The organism is Kitasatospora sp. NPDC004289 (assembly GCF_053602875.1).
Genome location: NZ_JBSGEL010000001.1, coordinates 270,727 through 285,991, shown reverse-complemented (window position 1 = coordinate 285,991; position 15,265 = coordinate 270,727). Strand labels below are relative to the sequence as shown.

The following is a 15,265-nucleotide window of genomic DNA, read 5'->3' as shown; positions in this document are numbered from 1 at the left end:
GCGTGACACCCTGGGAAGATGACTGACGAGACGAGTGCCGTACCGGCGTGGGAGCAGCGGTTCCGAGCAGCGCGGGTCTCCCTGCCGGACTGGGCCGAGGAGGCACCCGACCGGGCGCTGTACGTGTCGAACTCCACCGGCACCTACGAGGTCTACGCCTGGGACCGCACCGCCGACACCCACCGCCGGGTGACCGACCGCCCCAACGGCACCACCGACGCCGAGCTCAGCCCGGACGGCGAATGGATCTGGTGGTTCGACGACACCGACGGCGACGAACTGGGCGTCTGGCGGCGCCAGCCCTTCGCGGGCGGCCCGGACGAGCTCGCCGTCCCCGGCATCGAGGCCGCGTACGGCGCGGGCCTGGCGCTGGGCCGGGACGGCACCGTGCTGGTCGGCACCTCGGAGGACGACGAGGGCACCACCATCCACCTGCGCCGCCCGGGTTCGGCCGACCTCGAGACGGTCTACCACCACCAGGAGTACGGCGGGATCGGCGACCTGAGCCACGACTCCTCCCTGCTCGCCGTCGACCACACCGAGCACGGCGACGCGATGCACTCCGCGATCCGGGTGCTCCGCCTCTCCGACGGCGCCGCGGTGGCCGAGCTGGACGAGGTGACCGGCCGTCAGGACCCGCGCGGGCTGGCCTGCCTGGGCTTCGCCCCGGCCGAGGGCGACACCCGGCTGCTGGTCGCGCACCAGCGCCGGGGCCGCTGGGAGCCGATGATCTGGGACGTGGCGACCGGCACCGAGACCGAGCTGGTGCTCCGCGACGAGCAGGGCCGGGAGTTCCCCGGCGACCTCTCCGCGCAGTGGCGCCCCGGGGCCGCCGCCCTGCTGGTGGAGCACGAGTACGAGGCCCGCAGCGAGCTCTTCTCCTACGAGCTGACGAGCGGTGAGCTGACCAGGCTGACCACCCCGCGCGGCACCGTCTCGGGCGCGACCGCCCGTCCGGACGGCACGGTGGAGTTCCTCTGGTCCTCCGCCGCCGAGCCGGCCGCGGTCCGCTCCACCGCCGGGCACGTGGTGCTGCGGGCGCCCGGCCCGGTGCCACCGGGCTCGGTGGCGGTGCAGGACGTCTGGGTCGAGGGCCCCGGCGGCCGGGTGCACGCGCTGGTCCAGCGGCCGGACGGGGCGGGGCCGTTCCCCACCGTCTTCGAGGTGCACGGCGGCCCGACTCACCACGACAGCGACTCCTTCGCGGCCGGCCCGGCCGCCTGGCTGGACCACGGCTTCGCCGTCGTCCGGGTCAACTACCGCGGCTCGACCGGCTACGGGCAGGCCTGGACCGACGCCCTCCAGGAGCGGATCGGCCTGATCGAGCTGGAGGACATCGGCGCCGTCCGCGACTGGGCGGTCTCCTCCGGCCTGGCCGACCCGGCGCAGCTGGTGCTCTCCGGCGGCTCCTGGGGCGGCTACCTCACCCTGCTCGGCCTCGGCACCCAGCCGGAGAGCTGGTCGCTCGGCCTGGCCGCCGTACCGGTGGCCGACTACCTCGCCTCGTACGAGGACGAGATGGAGGCGCTCAAGTCGCTGGACCGCACGCTCTTCGGCGGCTCGCCGGAGGAGGTGCCCGAGCGGTACCGGGCCTCCTCGCCGATCACCTACGTCGAGCGGCTGAAGGCCCCGGTCTACATCAGCGCCGGGTTGAACGACCCGCGCTGCCCGATCCGGCAGATCGACAACTACGTGGCGCGGCTGGAGGAGCTCGGCAAGGAGCACGAGGTCTACCGCTACGACGCCGGGCACGGGTCGCTGGTGGTCGAGGAGCGGATCAAGCAGCTGCGGCTGGAGATCGGCTTCGCACTGCGGCACCTGGGGCGGTCGCAGTGACCTCCCGGGCGGCACGGTGACCCCGCGGGACGGGCGCACCGCCCGGAGCTGACGGAGCGCGACTGACGGGGCGCGACTGACGGGGGGTCAGTCCAGGACCGGGTCCAGCCCGAGGGCCCGGTCCCTGGCCCGCTCCGCCTCGCGGCGGGCCAGCCGGAACCACATGAAGACCACGAAGCCGCCGAAGACGAACCACTCCAGGGTGTAGCCCAGGTTCTGGAAGGCGCGCAGGCTCAGGCCGTTGCCGCCCTGCGGCTGCACCGTCGGCACGGCGGTGAAGCCGTCCGGCACGGCGTCGGCGGCCAGCCAGCCGTCGGTGGTCGGGTACGGCAGCACGTTGACCAGCGCGGCCGGGCTGATGGTGCCCAGCTGGCCGGCGGGCAGACCGCCCGTCACGGCGCCGTCGCTGCCGCTGTTCTCCGGAGCCTGGAGGCGGCCGGCCACCGTCACCGTGCCGTCCGGCACGTCCGGTACGGCCCGGGCGTCCGCCGAGGGGCTGCCGGGGGCCCAGCCGCGGACCACCGGGACACAGGGGGCGGCGCCGGTCTCCGGGCAGAGCGGGGTGAGCACGTAGTGGCCCTGGCGGCCGTCCACCGTCCGGTTGGGGACCAGCAGTTGGTGCTCTCGGTCGTACCGGCCGGAGACGGTCACGGAGCGGCCGACGGTGTCCGTGGTCACCTTCGCGCCCGGGCCGGTCAGCAGCTCGGCGAGCGGCACGGCCGGGCCGGTCGAGCCGGCGGTGGCGGTGCGTTCGGCGTCCTGGTGCCGGTCGACCTGGTCCTCGAAGCGGCTGAGCTGCCAACTGCCCATGAGGACGCAGACCACGATCGCGAGGAGGGCGACCACGGTGCCGCCGAGCCAGCGCGAAGTCAGGAGGAACCGGTACACACGCACCACGGTAACCGGCCCTACACCGGCCCCCGGCACCAGGTCCGCTCGGGCTGCCCCGGGGCCCGCGCCCCCGGGCTCACGGAGCCGGCGAGGCGGTCGGCTGGGGGTCGGGTTCGGGGGCGGTGCGGTAGACCGTGCCGGTGCAGGCGTTCGGGACGGTGGCCTGGACGGGCTGGCCGCCCGGGTCGGGGACGTGGGTGAGCAGCAGGGTGGTCTCCGGACCGGGGGTGGGCGAGGCGGTCGGGGTCGGGGTGGGCGAGGTTTCGGGGCCGGGCGCCTCGGAGGGGGCGCCCGAGCCGGAGGGGGCGGGGACGGCGGCCCGGGCCTGGGCGGCCTCGCCCTTCTCGGGGACGCCGGCCGAGGTCGGCCCCGGTGCCGGGGTCGGTGCGGGGCACGCGGTCTCCGGGACCCAGCCGAAGCGGACCAGGTAGGCCGCGGCGGGCGCGAGCAGCAGCGGCCCGTTCGCGGTGGGTGCGGGCAGGGCGGTGGCCGGACCCCCGGCGGTGTGGACGGCCACCCGGATCCGGGCCTGGTCGGAGGTGACCGCCCCGCCGCCGGTCAGCTGGCAGGTCCGCGCGGAGACGTTCTGGACCCGGAACCACCCGTACACGTTCCCGGCCGCGTCGGGCCGCCCGACCGAGACGGAGGCCCGCCCGAGGTCGGCCGCGGTGCAGGCCGGGGCCGTGGCCGTGGGTGTCGGCGAGCCGCCGGGCATCCCGGCCACCGGCCCGCCGGCGGTGGCCTGCGGCAGCGGTGGGGTGGTGGCGGACGGCGATCCGGTGGCCGCGCTCGGGGTGCCGGAGCCCGCCGGCGCCTGCGGCACCGGGCGGGTGGTGCCGCTGGGGCTGGGCCGCAGGACGCCCGTCGCCTTGGGCGCGGCGCCGACGGTCGGGCTCTCCACCGGGCCGCCGGAGAGGTCGAGGCCCTGGACGCCCTGAATGGTGGGCCAGGCCGCGGCGCTGAGCAGCACCGCCGCGGCGGCCGTGGTCCAGAGCGTGCGGTGCCGGGCCCGGCGCCTGGGGACTTCCTGCCGCAGCCGCGGCAGGGCCGCCGCATCGGGTTCGAGCCGGGACACCGCCTGATGCAGGCGGCTCCGCAGTTCGTTCTCCAACTGGTCCTCCCCCGAAGGCAGTTGGTGGTCAGTCATCGTCCGTCCCCGCGCCCTGGTCCATCCGTACCCGGAGCGTGGCCAGCCCGCGCGAGCCGTACGCCTTGACCGAACCGATCGAGATCCCCAGCAGGTCGGCGACCTGGGCCTCCGTCAGGTCCGCGTAGTAGCGCAGCACCAGCACCTCCCGCTGACGGCGTTGCAACCCCCGGAGCGCGGCCTTCAACTCGTCGCGCTCCAGCGCATCGTAGGCGCCTTCTTCTGCACTGGCCATGTCAGGCATCGGCTTGGGCAGCAGGCGCAGACCCATGATCCTGCGGCGCAGGGTGGAACGGGAGAGGTTCACCACGGTCTGGCGTAGGTACGCCAGTGTCTTCTCGGGCTCGCGGACCCGGCGGCGGGCGGCGTGCACCCGGATGAAGGCCTCCTGCACCACGTCCTCGCAGGAGGAGATGTCGTCCAGCAGCAGGGCGGCCAGCCGGAGCAGGGAGCGGTAGTGCGCCCGGTAGGTCTCGGTCAGGTGGTCGACGCTGGCCCCCAGCGCCTCCGGGGCGGTGCCCACCGGGTTATCGACGGGACGCGCCGCCACGCGCACCGTACCCAGGCGCACGGGACCCACGTGCACCGACCCGATGTGCGCTGTGCCCACGCGTACTGCCCCCACCACGTTCGCCACGCCTGTTGGACACTCGACCCCCTGCCATGGTTGCCCCGGACTGCGGGCCATTCTCGCGTACCGGACCGAGGCCCTCCAGTGCTCCGGGGAGGGAATCTGACGGAACGTCCGGGATCGAGCGGCCCAACTCCGGACGCCCGCGGGGCCACGGGGCAGGTCCGGGCCCGCCGCGGCCGGGGTCGGTTCAGCCCAGGGCGGCGAACTCCGCGGCGACCAGTTCGGCGGTCTGCGCCAGGTTGAGCGCCGCGCCCTTGCGCAGGTTGTCGCCGCAGAGGAAGAGGTCGAGCGCGTTGGGGTCGTCCAGGGCCCGCCGGACGCGCCCTGCCCAGACCGGATCGGTGCCGACCGCGTCGTTCGGGGTGGGGAACTCACCCGCCGCCGGATCGTCGTAGAGCACCACGCCGGGCGCCCCCTGCAGGATCTCCTGCGCCGCCTCGCGGGTGACCTCGCGTTCGAAGACCGCGTGCACGGCCAGCGAGTGGGTGGTGAGCACCGGGATCCGCACGCAGGTGGCGGAGACCTTGAGGCCGGGCAGGCCGAGCACCTTGCGGGGCTCGTCCCGCAGGCGGACCTCCTCGGAGGACCAGCCGTCCTCGGCCGGCACGCCGACCCAGGGCACCGCGTTCATCGCCAGCGGGGCGGGGAAGGGACCGTGGTCGCTGACCACGGCCCGCAGGTCGCCGGTCAGCTCGCCCACGCCGGTGCCGGCGATCTCGCCCAACTGCCCGCGCAGGGTGGCCATCCCGGCCCGGCCGGCGTCGGAGGCGGCCTGGTACGAGGCCACCACCAGCTCGCGCAGCGCGTACTCGGAGTGCAGCGCGGCCAGCGCGCCGATCATGGTGAGGGTGGCGCAGCCGGGGGTGGCCAGGATGCCGCGCGGACGGATCAGCGCGGACGGGGCGTTCACCTCGGGAACCACCAGCGGGACGTCCGGGTCCTGCCGGAAGACCGGCGAGCCGTCGACCACCACGACGCCCTTGGCGGCGGCGATCGGGGCCCAGCGGGCGGCCACCGCGTCCGGCGCGGCGAACACCGCCACGTCGACGCCGGCCAGGGACTCCTCGGTGAGCTCGCCCACCTCGGTCTCCACCCCACGGACCGTCAGTTTCCGGCCCGCGGAGCGGGAGGAGGCCAGCAGCCTGACCTCGCCCCAGACGTCCTGACGGACGGAGAGGAGGCCGAGCAGCACCCCGCCGACGACGCCGGTGGCGCCGATCACCGCGAGGTTCGGCCTCCTCCCCGCGGAGGTCATCGGCCGGTGCCGCCGTAGACGACCGCCTCGTCGGTGTCGCTGTCCAGGCCGAAGGCGCTGTGCACGGCGCGGACGGCCTCGTTGACGTCGTCGGCACGGGTGACCACCGAGATGCGGATCTCCGAGGTGGAGATCAGCTCGATGTTCACGCCGGCCTCGGAGAGCGCCTCGAAGAAGGTCGCGGTGACGCCGGGGTTGGAGCGCATGCCCGCGCCGACCAGCGAGATCTTGCCGATCGCGTCGTCGTAGCGGAGCGACTCGAAGCCGATGCCCTCCTTGACCCGGCCCAGCGCGTCGATGGCCTTCTGGCCCTCGGTCTTCGGGCAGGTGAAGGAGATGTCGGTGAGGCCGGTGGACGCGGCGGAGACGTTCTGCACCACCATGTCGATGTTGACCTCGGCATCCGCGATGGCGCGGAAGATCCGGGCGGCCTCGCCCGGCTTGTCGGGCACGCCGACGACCGTGACCTTGGCCTCGGACGTGTCGTGGGCGACTCCGGAGATGATCGCCTGCTCCATCTCGCCCCCTTCGGGCTTGGTCGGGTTGGTGCTGCTGACAATGGTCCCCGGCAGACCGGAGAAGGACGAGCGTACGTGAATCGGGATGTTGTAGCGCCGCGCGTACTCCACACAGCGGTCAAGGAGCACCTTGGAGCCGGACGAGGCCAGCTCCAGCATGTCCTCGAAACCGATCCAGTCGATCTTGCGGGCCTTCTTCACCACGCGCGGGTCGGCGGTGAAGACGCCGTCCACGTCGGTGTAGATCTCGCAGACCTCGGCGCTCAGCGCGGCGGCCAGCGCCACCGCGGTGGTGTCCGAGCCGCCGCGGCCGAGCGTGGTGATGTCCTTGCTGGCCTGGGAGACGCCCTGGAAGCCGGCGACGATGACGATGTTGCCCTCGTCCAGCGCGCTGCGGATCCGGCCCGGCGTCACGTCGATGATGCGCGCCTTGTTGTGCACGGAGTCCGTGATGATGCCGGCCTGACTGCCCGTGAAGGACTGGGCCTCGTGGCCCAGGGACCGGATCGCCATGGCCAGCAGGGCCATCGAGATCCGCTCGCCGGCGGTCAGCAGCATGTCGAACTCGCGCCCGGAGGGGATCGGGGAGACCTGCTCCGCGAGTTCGATGAGCTCGTCCGTCGTGTCACCCATGGCGGACACCACGACGACGACCTCATGGCCGGCCTTCTTGGCGTCTACGATCCGGCGGGCGACGCGCTTGATGCCCTCGGCATCCGCAACGGATGAGCCGCCGTACTTCTGCACGACAAGGCCCACGTGCGCTCCTCGACTAGTGTCGTTTTCGGGGGGTGGTGGCCCCCGCACCCCCGGTGAGCGGGGGTTCTGCGGTCGGGCGCCAGTCTAGCGAGCGAGGCGGCCCCCACCTGCGGTTTCCATATGATGAGACGGTGATCTCGTTCCCCGGTCAGAGCGCACCGGCGAGTCTGCGGGCGCGGCCGGTCCGCCCCGGAGAATTGCCGGGACGGGGCCCGCGCGGCCCCGGTTTTCCCGCCCGGACGGCGCGGATGACTGGTGCGTCACACTCGCCGCCCGGGCGGGTCACCGATCGTCTACAGACCGAGCTCGGCGGCCATCAGGTCGCCCGCCTGCTGCTCCAACTGCTCGTCCGTCAGGCCGTCGTCGTCGGTGTCCGCACCGTCCGGCACCGCGCCGATCGGGCTGTCCAGCCGGACGTGCGCGATCAGCGACTGGAGCGCCCGCAGCACCGCGCTGCAGGTCGAGCCCCAGCTCGACAGGTAGGAGAACTGCCACCACCAGAGCGCCTCGCTGATCCGGCCCTCCTGGTAGTGCGTCAGCCCGTGCCGCAGCTCGCTGACCACGCCCGCCAGGTCGTCCGAGATCCGGAACGCGTTCGGCTTCTCCGGCGGCCCGTACGGGTCGAAGACCTCGTGGTAGACGTCGATCGGGGCCAGCAGCTCGGCCAGCTTCTCCCGCAGCTCGATGCCGTCCGGCTCCGGCCCGGCGTCCGGCTCGAACCGGTCCTCCGGCAGCACGTCCTCGATCGCGCCGAGGCGCCCGCCGGCCAGCAGCAGCTGCGAGACCTCCAGCAGGAGCAGCGAGACCGCGCTGCCCGGTTCGTCGCCGCGGGCGACCTCGGTCACGGCCAGCACGAAGCTCTCGACCGAGTCCGCGATCTGCACCGCGAAGTCGTCCGGCTCGTCCGCGCCGTGGCTGATCTGGGTGCCGCTGGTCTGGTCAGACATCGAGAAGTCGTCTCCCTTCGAAGGCCCGTCCGAGGGTGACCTCGTCGGCGTACTCCAAGTCCCCACCGACCGGCAGGCCGCTGGCCAGCCGGGTCACCTTCAGGCCCATCGGCTTGCAGAGCCGGGCCAGGTAGGTGGCGGTCGCCTCCCCCTCCAGGTTGGGGTCGGTGGCCAGGATCAGCTCGGTGACGGTGCCGTCCGCGAGCCGGGTCATCAGCTCCCGGATCCGCAGGTCCTCCGGGCCGACCCCCTCGATCGGGCTGATCGCTCCGCCCAGCACGTGGTACCGGCCCCGGAACTCGCGGGTGCGCTCGATCGCCACCACGTCCTTGGGCTCCTCCACCACGCAGATCACCGCGAGGTCGCGCCGCGGGTCCAGACAGACCCGGCACTGCTCGGCCTCGGCGACGTTCCCGCAGGTCACGCAGAACCGGACCCGCTCCTTGACCTCCAGCAGCGCGTGCGCCAGCCGCCGGACGTCCACCGGGTCGGCCTGGAGCACGTGGAAGGCGATCCGCTGCGCGCTCTTGGGCCCGACGCCGGGCAGCCTGCCCAGTTCGTCGATCAGGTCCTGAACAACGCCCTCGTACAACGTCGCGCCTCTCTTCGGCCCGGGCCGGTGGTCACGCCGCCGGCTCCGGTGCCATCATCCAACGAATCGGGCGCCGGACACACCGTCCGACGCCCGACTCACGATAAATCCCCGCAGCGCGTTCGAACCGGCGCGCCGGGTGCTCGGGACCTCAGAAACCGAGGCCGGGCAGACCGCCGCCGAGACCCTGGGCCAGCGGGCCCATCCGCTCGGCCTGCATCTTCTGCGCGGTCGCGTTGGCGTCCCGGACGGCGGCCAGCACCAGGTCGGCCAGCGTCTCCGTGTCGTCCGGGTCCACCGCGGCCGGGGCGATGGTCAGCGCCACCAGCTCACCGGCGCCCGTCACCGTCGCCTCGACCAGACCGCCGCCCGCCGAACCCGAGACGTGCGTCTCGGCCAGCTCGCGCTGCGCCTTGCCCAGCTCCTCCTGCATCTTCTGCGCCTGCTTGAGCAGCTGCTGCATGTTGGGCTGGCCACCACCAGGGAACACGGGTCACTCCTGTGAGATCTCGAGTCGTTCTTGCTCGGTCCAACGCTTCGGGCCGAGCCTACGTGCCCGGGTGCCGCCGCCGGGCGTCCTCAGCGGTTGTGCCGGATCTCCTCCAGCACCGTCGCCCCGAGCTCACGGACGATCAGCTCCGTCGGGTCCACGCCCGGCTGCTGCGCGTGCGTGGGCGGGCCCGTGTAGACCGCGTCGCCCTCGATGTCGTAGTCGTCCGGCGGGTACTCCTCCAGCGGGGGCTCGGGCACCGGCGCGGGCGCCGGGGCGGCCGCCTGGGGCGCCGGAGGTGCCTGAGCCGGCTGGGGCGCGGAGTGCACGGGGGGCGCCTGCACGGCTGCGGGCGCCGGGGGCTGCTGCTGGACGGGCGGGGCCGTCTGCGCCGGGGCCTGCTGGGCCTGCGGCTGCGGGGCCGGCGGAGCCGCCTGCTGGAAGGACTGCGGCGGGCGGGCCTGCTGCTGGAACGCCTGCGGCTGCTGCTGCGGCGCCCCCCAACCACCTCCGGCCGGCGCCGCCGGAGCGGCCGGGGCCTGCTGCGCGGCGCCCGCACCGCCCGACGGGTCGACGATGCACTCCACCCGCCAGTCGACGCCGAGCGCGTCGGCCAGCGCCTGCTTCAGCACGTCGTCGCTGTTGCTGCTGACGAAGCTGTCGCGGGCGCCCGCGTTGATGAACGAGACCTGGAGCGTGCTGCCGTCGAACCCGGCCACCTGCCCGTTCTGGCTCAGCAGGATCCAGGTGAACCGGCGGCGGTTCTTCACCGCCTCCAGGATCTGCGGCCAGAGCTGCCGCACCTGACCCGCCCCCTGCTGCGCGGCCGCCGACGGCTGGCCGGCCGCGGGCGGCTGCTGCACCACGGGCGGGGCCGGCGGCTGCACGGGCTGCGGGGCCGCGGGCTGGACGGCCTGCGGGACGGGTGCGGGCGCGGGGGCCGCCGCACCGCCACCGGCCGGGAAGCTGCGCGGGATCGGCCAAGCGCCGGGCGCGGGCTGAGCCGGCGTCACCCCGCCCTGCGGGGCGGGCTGCTGAGGCGCCGTCGACTGCTCCGGCACGGGGGCGGCCGGCACCGGCGGCATCTCCACCGGAGCGGCCTGCACCTGCGGCACCTGCTGCACCTGCGGCACCTGCTGCACCTGGGGCATCTGCGGCATCGCCTGGGCGGCCTGCACCGGAGCGGCGAAGCCGCCCGCCGTCGCCCGCCGCTCGAGCTTGTCCAGCCGGGCCTGGAGCGACAGCTCGTCCCCGTACGCGCCGGGCAGCATCACCCGGGCGCAGATCAGCTCCAGCTGCAGCCGGGGCGCCGAGTTCCCGCGCATCTCCGTCAGGCCGGTGTTGACGATGTCCGCCGCCCGGCTGAGGTCGGACGGGCCGAAGCGGTCCGCCTGGGCCTGCATGATCGCGATCCGATCGGCCGGCGCGTCGATCAGGCCCTTCTCCCCGGCGTCCGGCACGGTCCCCAGGATGACCAGGTCGCGCAGCCGCTCCAGCAGGTCGGTGACGAAGCGGCGCGGGTCGTTCCCGCCCTCGACCACGCGGTCGATCACCTGGAACACCGTCGCCCCGTCGTGCGCGGCGAAGGCGTCCACCACCTCGTCCAGCAGCGCCGAGTCGGTGTACCCGAGCAGCGCGGTGGCCATCTGGTACGTCACGCCGCCCTCGGCCGCGCCCGCCAGCAGCTGGTCCATCACCGACATCGAGTCACGGACCGAACCCGCGCCCGCCCGCACCACCAGCGGGAACACCGGGTCCTCGACCTGGATGCCCTCCCGGCCGCAGACCTCCGCCAGGTAGTCCCGCAGCGTGCCGGGCGGCACCAGACGGAACGGGTAGTGGTGCGTCCGGGACCGGATCGTCCCGATCACCTTCTCCGGCTCGGTGGTGGCGAAGATGAACTTGAGGTGCTCCGGCGGCTCCTCCACCACCTTGAGCAGCGCGTTGAACCCGGCCGAGGTCACCATGTGCGCCTCGTCCAGGATGAAGATCTTGTACCGGCTGTGCACCGGCGCGAAGAACGCCCGCTCGCGCAGCTCGCGCGCGTCGTCCACACCACCGTGCGAGGCGGCGTCGATCTCGATCACGTCGATCGAGCCCGGCCCGCCGGTCGCCAGGTCACGGCAGGACTGGCACTCGCCGCAGGGCGTCGGGGTCGGGCCCTGCTCGCAGTTGAGGCAGCGGGCCAGGATGCGGGCGCTCGTCGTCTTGCCACAGCCGCGCGGCCCGCTGAACAGGTACGCGTGGTTGACCCGGTTGTTGCGCAGGGCCTGCTGGAGCGGAGCGGTCACGTGCTCCTGCCCGATGACCTCGGCGAAAGTCTCGGGGCGGTAGCGGCGGTACAGGGCTAGGGACACACCCCGACGATATCGGGCCAGACGGACAGCCGGGCCGCTCCCGGGAACGCAAGGACCCCTCGTGCACCCGCCAGAGCCCTCCTACCCTTGCTGCCTTCCGGCCCTGGGGGGGTTCAGAGAGATGACGCCACACGAGGGGCTGGTCCCCACAGTAGCGGATCCCGGACCCAAGCCGCACCACCCCACCCGCCCACCCATCCCCAGGCACCCACCCCCGACCACCTGCAGATGGTTGGTCGCGAGCACCCCCGAACATGTACTAAGCTCTCCCACGGAGGATTCGCCTAGAGGCCTAGGGCGCACGCTTGGAAAGCGTGTTGGGATAAAACCCTCACGAGTTCGAATCTCGTATCCTCCGCCTTCTCGAAGGCCCGGACCGCTCAGCGGTCCGGGCCTTCGTCGTTGCCGGGCCGTCCCCGCACCCGCCTCGCCGAGCTCCGCCCCTGCCCGGCCGACGGCCGGGCAGGGGCGGAGCTCGGCGAGGCCGGAGTCCTAGCCGGCGGCTCCCCAGGTGCCGGTGGACCAGAGCGGCCGGCCGTCCTGGCGGTAGACGACGAAGTTGCCGTCGTCCTGGAGCACGGCGCGGGCGCCCGGGTTGCCCCAGGTGCCGGTGGACCAGACCGGGGCGTCGATCTGGTAGCGCATCACCAGGTTGCCGTCGGCCTGCATGTTGAGCACCCAGGGGTACATGTGCCAGGTGCCGCTGGACCAGATCGGAGCGTCGTCCCGCTTGCGGTAGATGACCAGGTTGCCGTCCGGCTGCATGATCAGCCAGACGCTGGCCGACTGGGCCCAGCTGCCGGCGTACAGCTCGCCCTGGTGGTCCGGCCGGCTCGCGTCCGCGTCGCAGAAGGAGGCCGCCCGCCGGGTGGTGTGGCTCTCCCACAGGGCCTTCGAGCTGACGTTGGCGACGAGCACGTACAGGTTGCCAGCCTGGTTGAAGTAGGCCTTGGCCCCCGGGGAGCCCCAGGTCCGGGTGGACCACAGCGCGGTGCCGTCCTGGCGGTAGACCACCAGGTTCCCGTCGGCCTGCATCTCCGCGTAGGCGCCGGGGTTGCCCCACGTCCCGCTCGACCACATCGCGTGGTCGGGCCCGCCGGTCGAGTTCACCAGCGACAGCACCAGGTTGCCGTCCGGCTGCATCCGCAGCGCGGTCGAGCCGGTGTGGTCCGTGCGGGTCTGGCCGGCCGTCAGCCGCGCGCCCGAGTCCAGCGCGACCCTGATGTCGTCGGTGTACATCGGGTCCTGACGGCAGATCGGCGTGCTCTCGGCGCTGGCCTGCGGCGCCGGGACGATGCCCGCCAGGGCGGCTGCGGCCAGCAGCGAGACGGCGGATCTGCGGATGTGACGACGCGTCATGCGTGGGTCCCCCTTGTGTGGTGCGGTCGGGGATCTTCCTACACCCCGGGGGCGCGGCGACGACGACCGGGGGTGGGTCGAAGATCGTTGCCGCACGACCCCCTCGCCCGGGGGGCGGTACCGGACCCACGCGCTCGCCGGCGTCCGCGCACCCGGGCGGCGGTCCCGTCCTCACGTGGGCCCCGGACCGCCGGGGAGCAGACGGTCCAGCCACCTCGGCAGCCACCAGTTGGCCCGGCCGAGGAGCGTCATGGTCGCCGGCACCAGCACCATGCGCACGACCGTGGCGTCGATGAGGATCGCGGTGGCCAGGCCGAGTCCGAACATCTTGGTGGAGGGGTCCTCGGCGACGGCGAAGGACACGAAGACCGCCACCATGATGAGGGCCGCCGAGGTGATGATCCGGGCGGTGCCCGCGACGCCCTCGACGATCGCCGTGCCGTTGTCGCCGGTGCGCAGGTACTCCTCCCGCACGCGGGAGAGGAGGAACACCTCGTAGTCCATCGACAGGCCGAACAGGATGGCGAACAGGAACATCGGGATGAACGACACGATCGGGACCGTCGCCTCCAGCCCGATGAGTGCGCCTCCCCAGCCCCACTGGAAGACCGCGACCAGGACGCCGTAGGCCGCGCCGATGCTCAGCAGGTTCAGCAGGACGGCCTTGAGCGGGACCAGGACCGAACGGAAGACCGGCATCAGCAGCAGGAAGGACGTCGCCAGCACGGTGGCGACGAGCAGCGGCAGGCGTTCGCTGGTGCGCCGGCCCACGTCGGAGAGGCTCGCGGCGGCTCCGCCGACGTGGGCCCGTGCCGGGCCGGGGCCGGTCGCCGCGGGCAGCACGTCGGTGCGCAGCCGGGCGATGGTGTCGGCGGTGGCCTCGTCCTGGGGGCCGGTGGTCGGGAACACCAGGAGGGTCGCGATGCCTCCGGCCCGGTCGACGTGGGTCGGTGCGACGGACGCGATGCCCCGGTCCGCCGCGACCGCCGCGACGAGCCGGTCCAGCGCTCCCGGGTCGCCGGCGGTGTCCGCGGCGATGACGAGCGGTCCGTTGGTGCCCGGGCCGAACCCCTCGGCGACGAGGTCGTAGGCCCGGCGCTCGGTACGGCCGACCGGCATCGAGCCGTCGTCGGGCAGGCCGACGCGCAGGCCGAGCACGGGGAGCGCGGCGGTCAGCAGCAGCCCGGCCGCGCCGACCGCGTACGGCACCGGGTGCCGGTTGACGTGCCCGATCCAGCGGCGCCACCCGGCGGCACGGTCGGCGCCCGCCGCCGGGACCGACCGCCTCTTCAGGGCGCGGCCGATCCGGCCCGCCCCGGCCAGGCGCGGGCCGGCCGCGCCGAGGAAGGCCGGCAGCAGCGTCACCGACGCGGCCACCATGATCAGGACGACGATCGAGACGGCCAGCCCGCCGACCGTCATGAACGGGACGTCCGCGACCGCCAGGCCGAGGATCGACACGACCACGGTGCCGCCGGCGAAGACCACGGGCCTCCCCGCCGTGGCCACCGCCCGCCCCGCCGCCTGGCGCGGGTCGAGCCCGTCCGCGAGGTGCTCCCGGTGCCTGGCGAGCACGAAGAGCGCGTAGTCGATGCCCACGCCGAGCCCGACCATGCTGCCCAGGACCGGGGCGAAGGTCGGGACGTCCGTCACCCCCGCCAGTACCGTCATCGTGGCGACCCCGACGGTCAGTCCGAAGACCGCCATGCCGATCGGCAGCGCGGCGGCGACGAGCGACCCGAAGGCCAGGAACAGGATCGCGGCCGCGGCGAGGAGGCCGATCAACTCGCCGGCGCCGCCGTCGGGTTCGGAGAAGGCGTAGAAGAGGCTCCCGCCCATCTCGATGCGCAGCGGCAGTTCGGCGCGCAGCCGGTCGCCGAGGCCGACCAGGGCGTCGAGGTCCTCGGACGACAGCCGGCTCTGGTCGGGGTACTGCACCCGGACGACCGCGATCCGCCCGTCGGCCGAGACGAGGCCGCCGCGCACGGCGGTGTCCCCGCCCGCGTCGAGTGCCGCCACCGGGTCGCTCGTGCCGAGCACGTGCGGCAGCCGCTGCACCTCGGCCCGCAGCCGCGTGAGGGCGGTGCGCGCACCGTCGTGGTCGACGAAGGTCGCGGCGCCGTCGAGGGGGGTGACGACCACTTGGGCGGTCATCCCCTCCTGGCCGGTGCCGGCCCGCTCGATCAGCTGCGCGGCCCGCTGGGAGTCCAGCCCCGGAGCGGTCATCGCGTCCGCGTTCCGCCCGCCGAAGGCGACGGCCGCGAGGACGGCGAGCGTGGCGGCGGCCAGCCAGGCCGCGATCACCCGCCAGGGACGGCGGGCTGCGCCTGTGCCCAGGCGCAGCAGGGCTCTTGAGAGCATCGGGTCCTCCAACCACCGCGTCGGCCGTCCTTGCGCGGCCGCCCGATGCCGAGGTTCGTCGTCACGGGGCGCGGCGGCATCGACCCACGGGCCGCGGATGAGTCGGCCCCGGGGCCGGG

Annotated in this window: 12 protein-coding genes, 1 tRNA gene and 1 other RNA gene; 2 read left to right on the top strand and 12 right to left on the bottom strand. The window is 73.9% G+C overall.

Features of this window, described 5'->3' with window-relative positions; genetic code table 11:
• Nucleotides 1-18 precede the first annotated feature (18 nt).
• Nucleotides 19-1,836, top strand: coding sequence for a S9 family peptidase (locus ACWEPF_RS01295; RefSeq protein WP_452170911.1), 1,818 nt, complete (start codon nucleotides 19-21; stop codon nucleotides 1,834-1,836).
• Between the two features lie 87 nt (nucleotides 1,837-1,923).
• Here ACWEPF_RS01295 and ACWEPF_RS01290 read toward each other — a convergent pair whose 3' ends face one another.
• The 10 genes from ACWEPF_RS01290 to ffs form a co-directional block, all read right to left on the bottom strand.
• Nucleotides 1,924-2,724, bottom strand: coding sequence for an SURF1 family protein (locus tag ACWEPF_RS01290; protein WP_452170910.1), 801 nt, complete (start codon nucleotides 2,722-2,724; stop codon nucleotides 1,924-1,926).
• Nucleotides 2,725-2,803: 79 nt separating this feature from the next.
• A complete protein-coding gene (locus ACWEPF_RS01285; protein ID WP_449796095.1) occupies nucleotides 2,804-3,874 on the bottom strand; it encodes a hypothetical protein in 1,071 nt (356 codons plus the stop codon).
• Complete coding sequence (locus ACWEPF_RS01280; protein ID WP_345286994.1) at nucleotides 3,867-4,397, bottom strand: SigE family RNA polymerase sigma factor; 531 nt, start codon at nucleotides 4,395-4,397, stop codon at nucleotides 3,867-3,869. Before ACWEPF_RS01280 ends, ACWEPF_RS01285 begins: the two co-directional genes overlap by 8 nt.
• Before the next feature lie 298 nt (nucleotides 4,398-4,695).
• Nucleotides 4,696-5,763, bottom strand: coding sequence for an aspartate-semialdehyde dehydrogenase (locus tag ACWEPF_RS01275; protein ID WP_449796096.1), 1,068 nt, complete (start codon nucleotides 5,761-5,763; stop codon nucleotides 4,696-4,698).
• Nucleotides 5,760-7,040, bottom strand: a complete 1,281-nt coding sequence (locus tag ACWEPF_RS01270; RefSeq protein ID WP_345286997.1) for an aspartate kinase — start codon at nucleotides 7,038-7,040, stop codon at nucleotides 5,760-5,762. The genes ACWEPF_RS01275 and ACWEPF_RS01270 overlap by 4 nt, the downstream gene beginning before the upstream one ends.
• A gap of 293 nt (nucleotides 7,041-7,333) precedes the next feature.
• On the bottom strand, nucleotides 7,334-7,987 hold the full coding sequence (locus ACWEPF_RS01265; protein WP_345286999.1) for a DUF5063 domain-containing protein: 654 nt from the start codon (nucleotides 7,985-7,987) through the stop codon (nucleotides 7,334-7,336).
• Complete coding sequence (recR, locus tag ACWEPF_RS01260) at nucleotides 7,980-8,579, bottom strand: recombination mediator RecR (RefSeq protein ID WP_345287001.1); 600 nt, start codon at nucleotides 8,577-8,579, stop codon at nucleotides 7,980-7,982. The genes ACWEPF_RS01265 and recR overlap by 8 nt, the downstream gene beginning before the upstream one ends.
• A gap of 151 nt (nucleotides 8,580-8,730) precedes the next feature.
• Complete coding sequence (locus tag ACWEPF_RS01255; RefSeq protein WP_345287003.1) at nucleotides 8,731-9,069, bottom strand: YbaB/EbfC family nucleoid-associated protein; 339 nt, start codon at nucleotides 9,067-9,069, stop codon at nucleotides 8,731-8,733.
• Between the two features lie 89 nt (nucleotides 9,070-9,158).
• Nucleotides 9,159-11,426 (bottom strand): DNA polymerase III subunit gamma and tau, encoded by a 2,268-nt coding sequence (locus tag ACWEPF_RS01250; RefSeq protein WP_452170909.1) that lies wholly within the window; start codon nucleotides 11,424-11,426, stop codon nucleotides 9,159-9,161.
• Nucleotides 11,427-11,476: 50 nt separating this feature from the next.
• Nucleotides 11,477-11,567, bottom strand: an RNA gene (gene ffs, locus ACWEPF_RS01245) — signal recognition particle sRNA small type.
• Nucleotides 11,568-11,699: 132 nt separating this feature from the next.
• Between ffs and ACWEPF_RS01240 the strand changes: the two genes are divergently transcribed.
• Nucleotides 11,700-11,784 (top strand) — tRNA-Ser (locus ACWEPF_RS01240).
• Between the two features lie 134 nt (nucleotides 11,785-11,918).
• On the opposite strand, the gene ACWEPF_RS01235 is transcribed toward ACWEPF_RS01240, so the two are convergent.
• Together ACWEPF_RS01235 and ACWEPF_RS01230 are read right to left on the bottom strand one after the other, a co-directional pair.
• Entirely contained in the window at nucleotides 11,919-12,785 is an 867-nt protein-coding gene (locus tag ACWEPF_RS01235; protein ID WP_452170908.1) for a hypothetical protein, read from the bottom strand.
• Nucleotides 12,786-12,956: 171 nt separating this feature from the next.
• The gene (locus ACWEPF_RS01230) at nucleotides 12,957-15,146 is read right to left on the bottom strand and encodes an MMPL family transporter (protein ID WP_452170907.1); all 2,190 of its coding nucleotides are present in this window, start codon (nucleotides 15,144-15,146) and stop codon (nucleotides 12,957-12,959) included.
• Nucleotides 15,147-15,265: the final 119 nt, after the last annotated feature.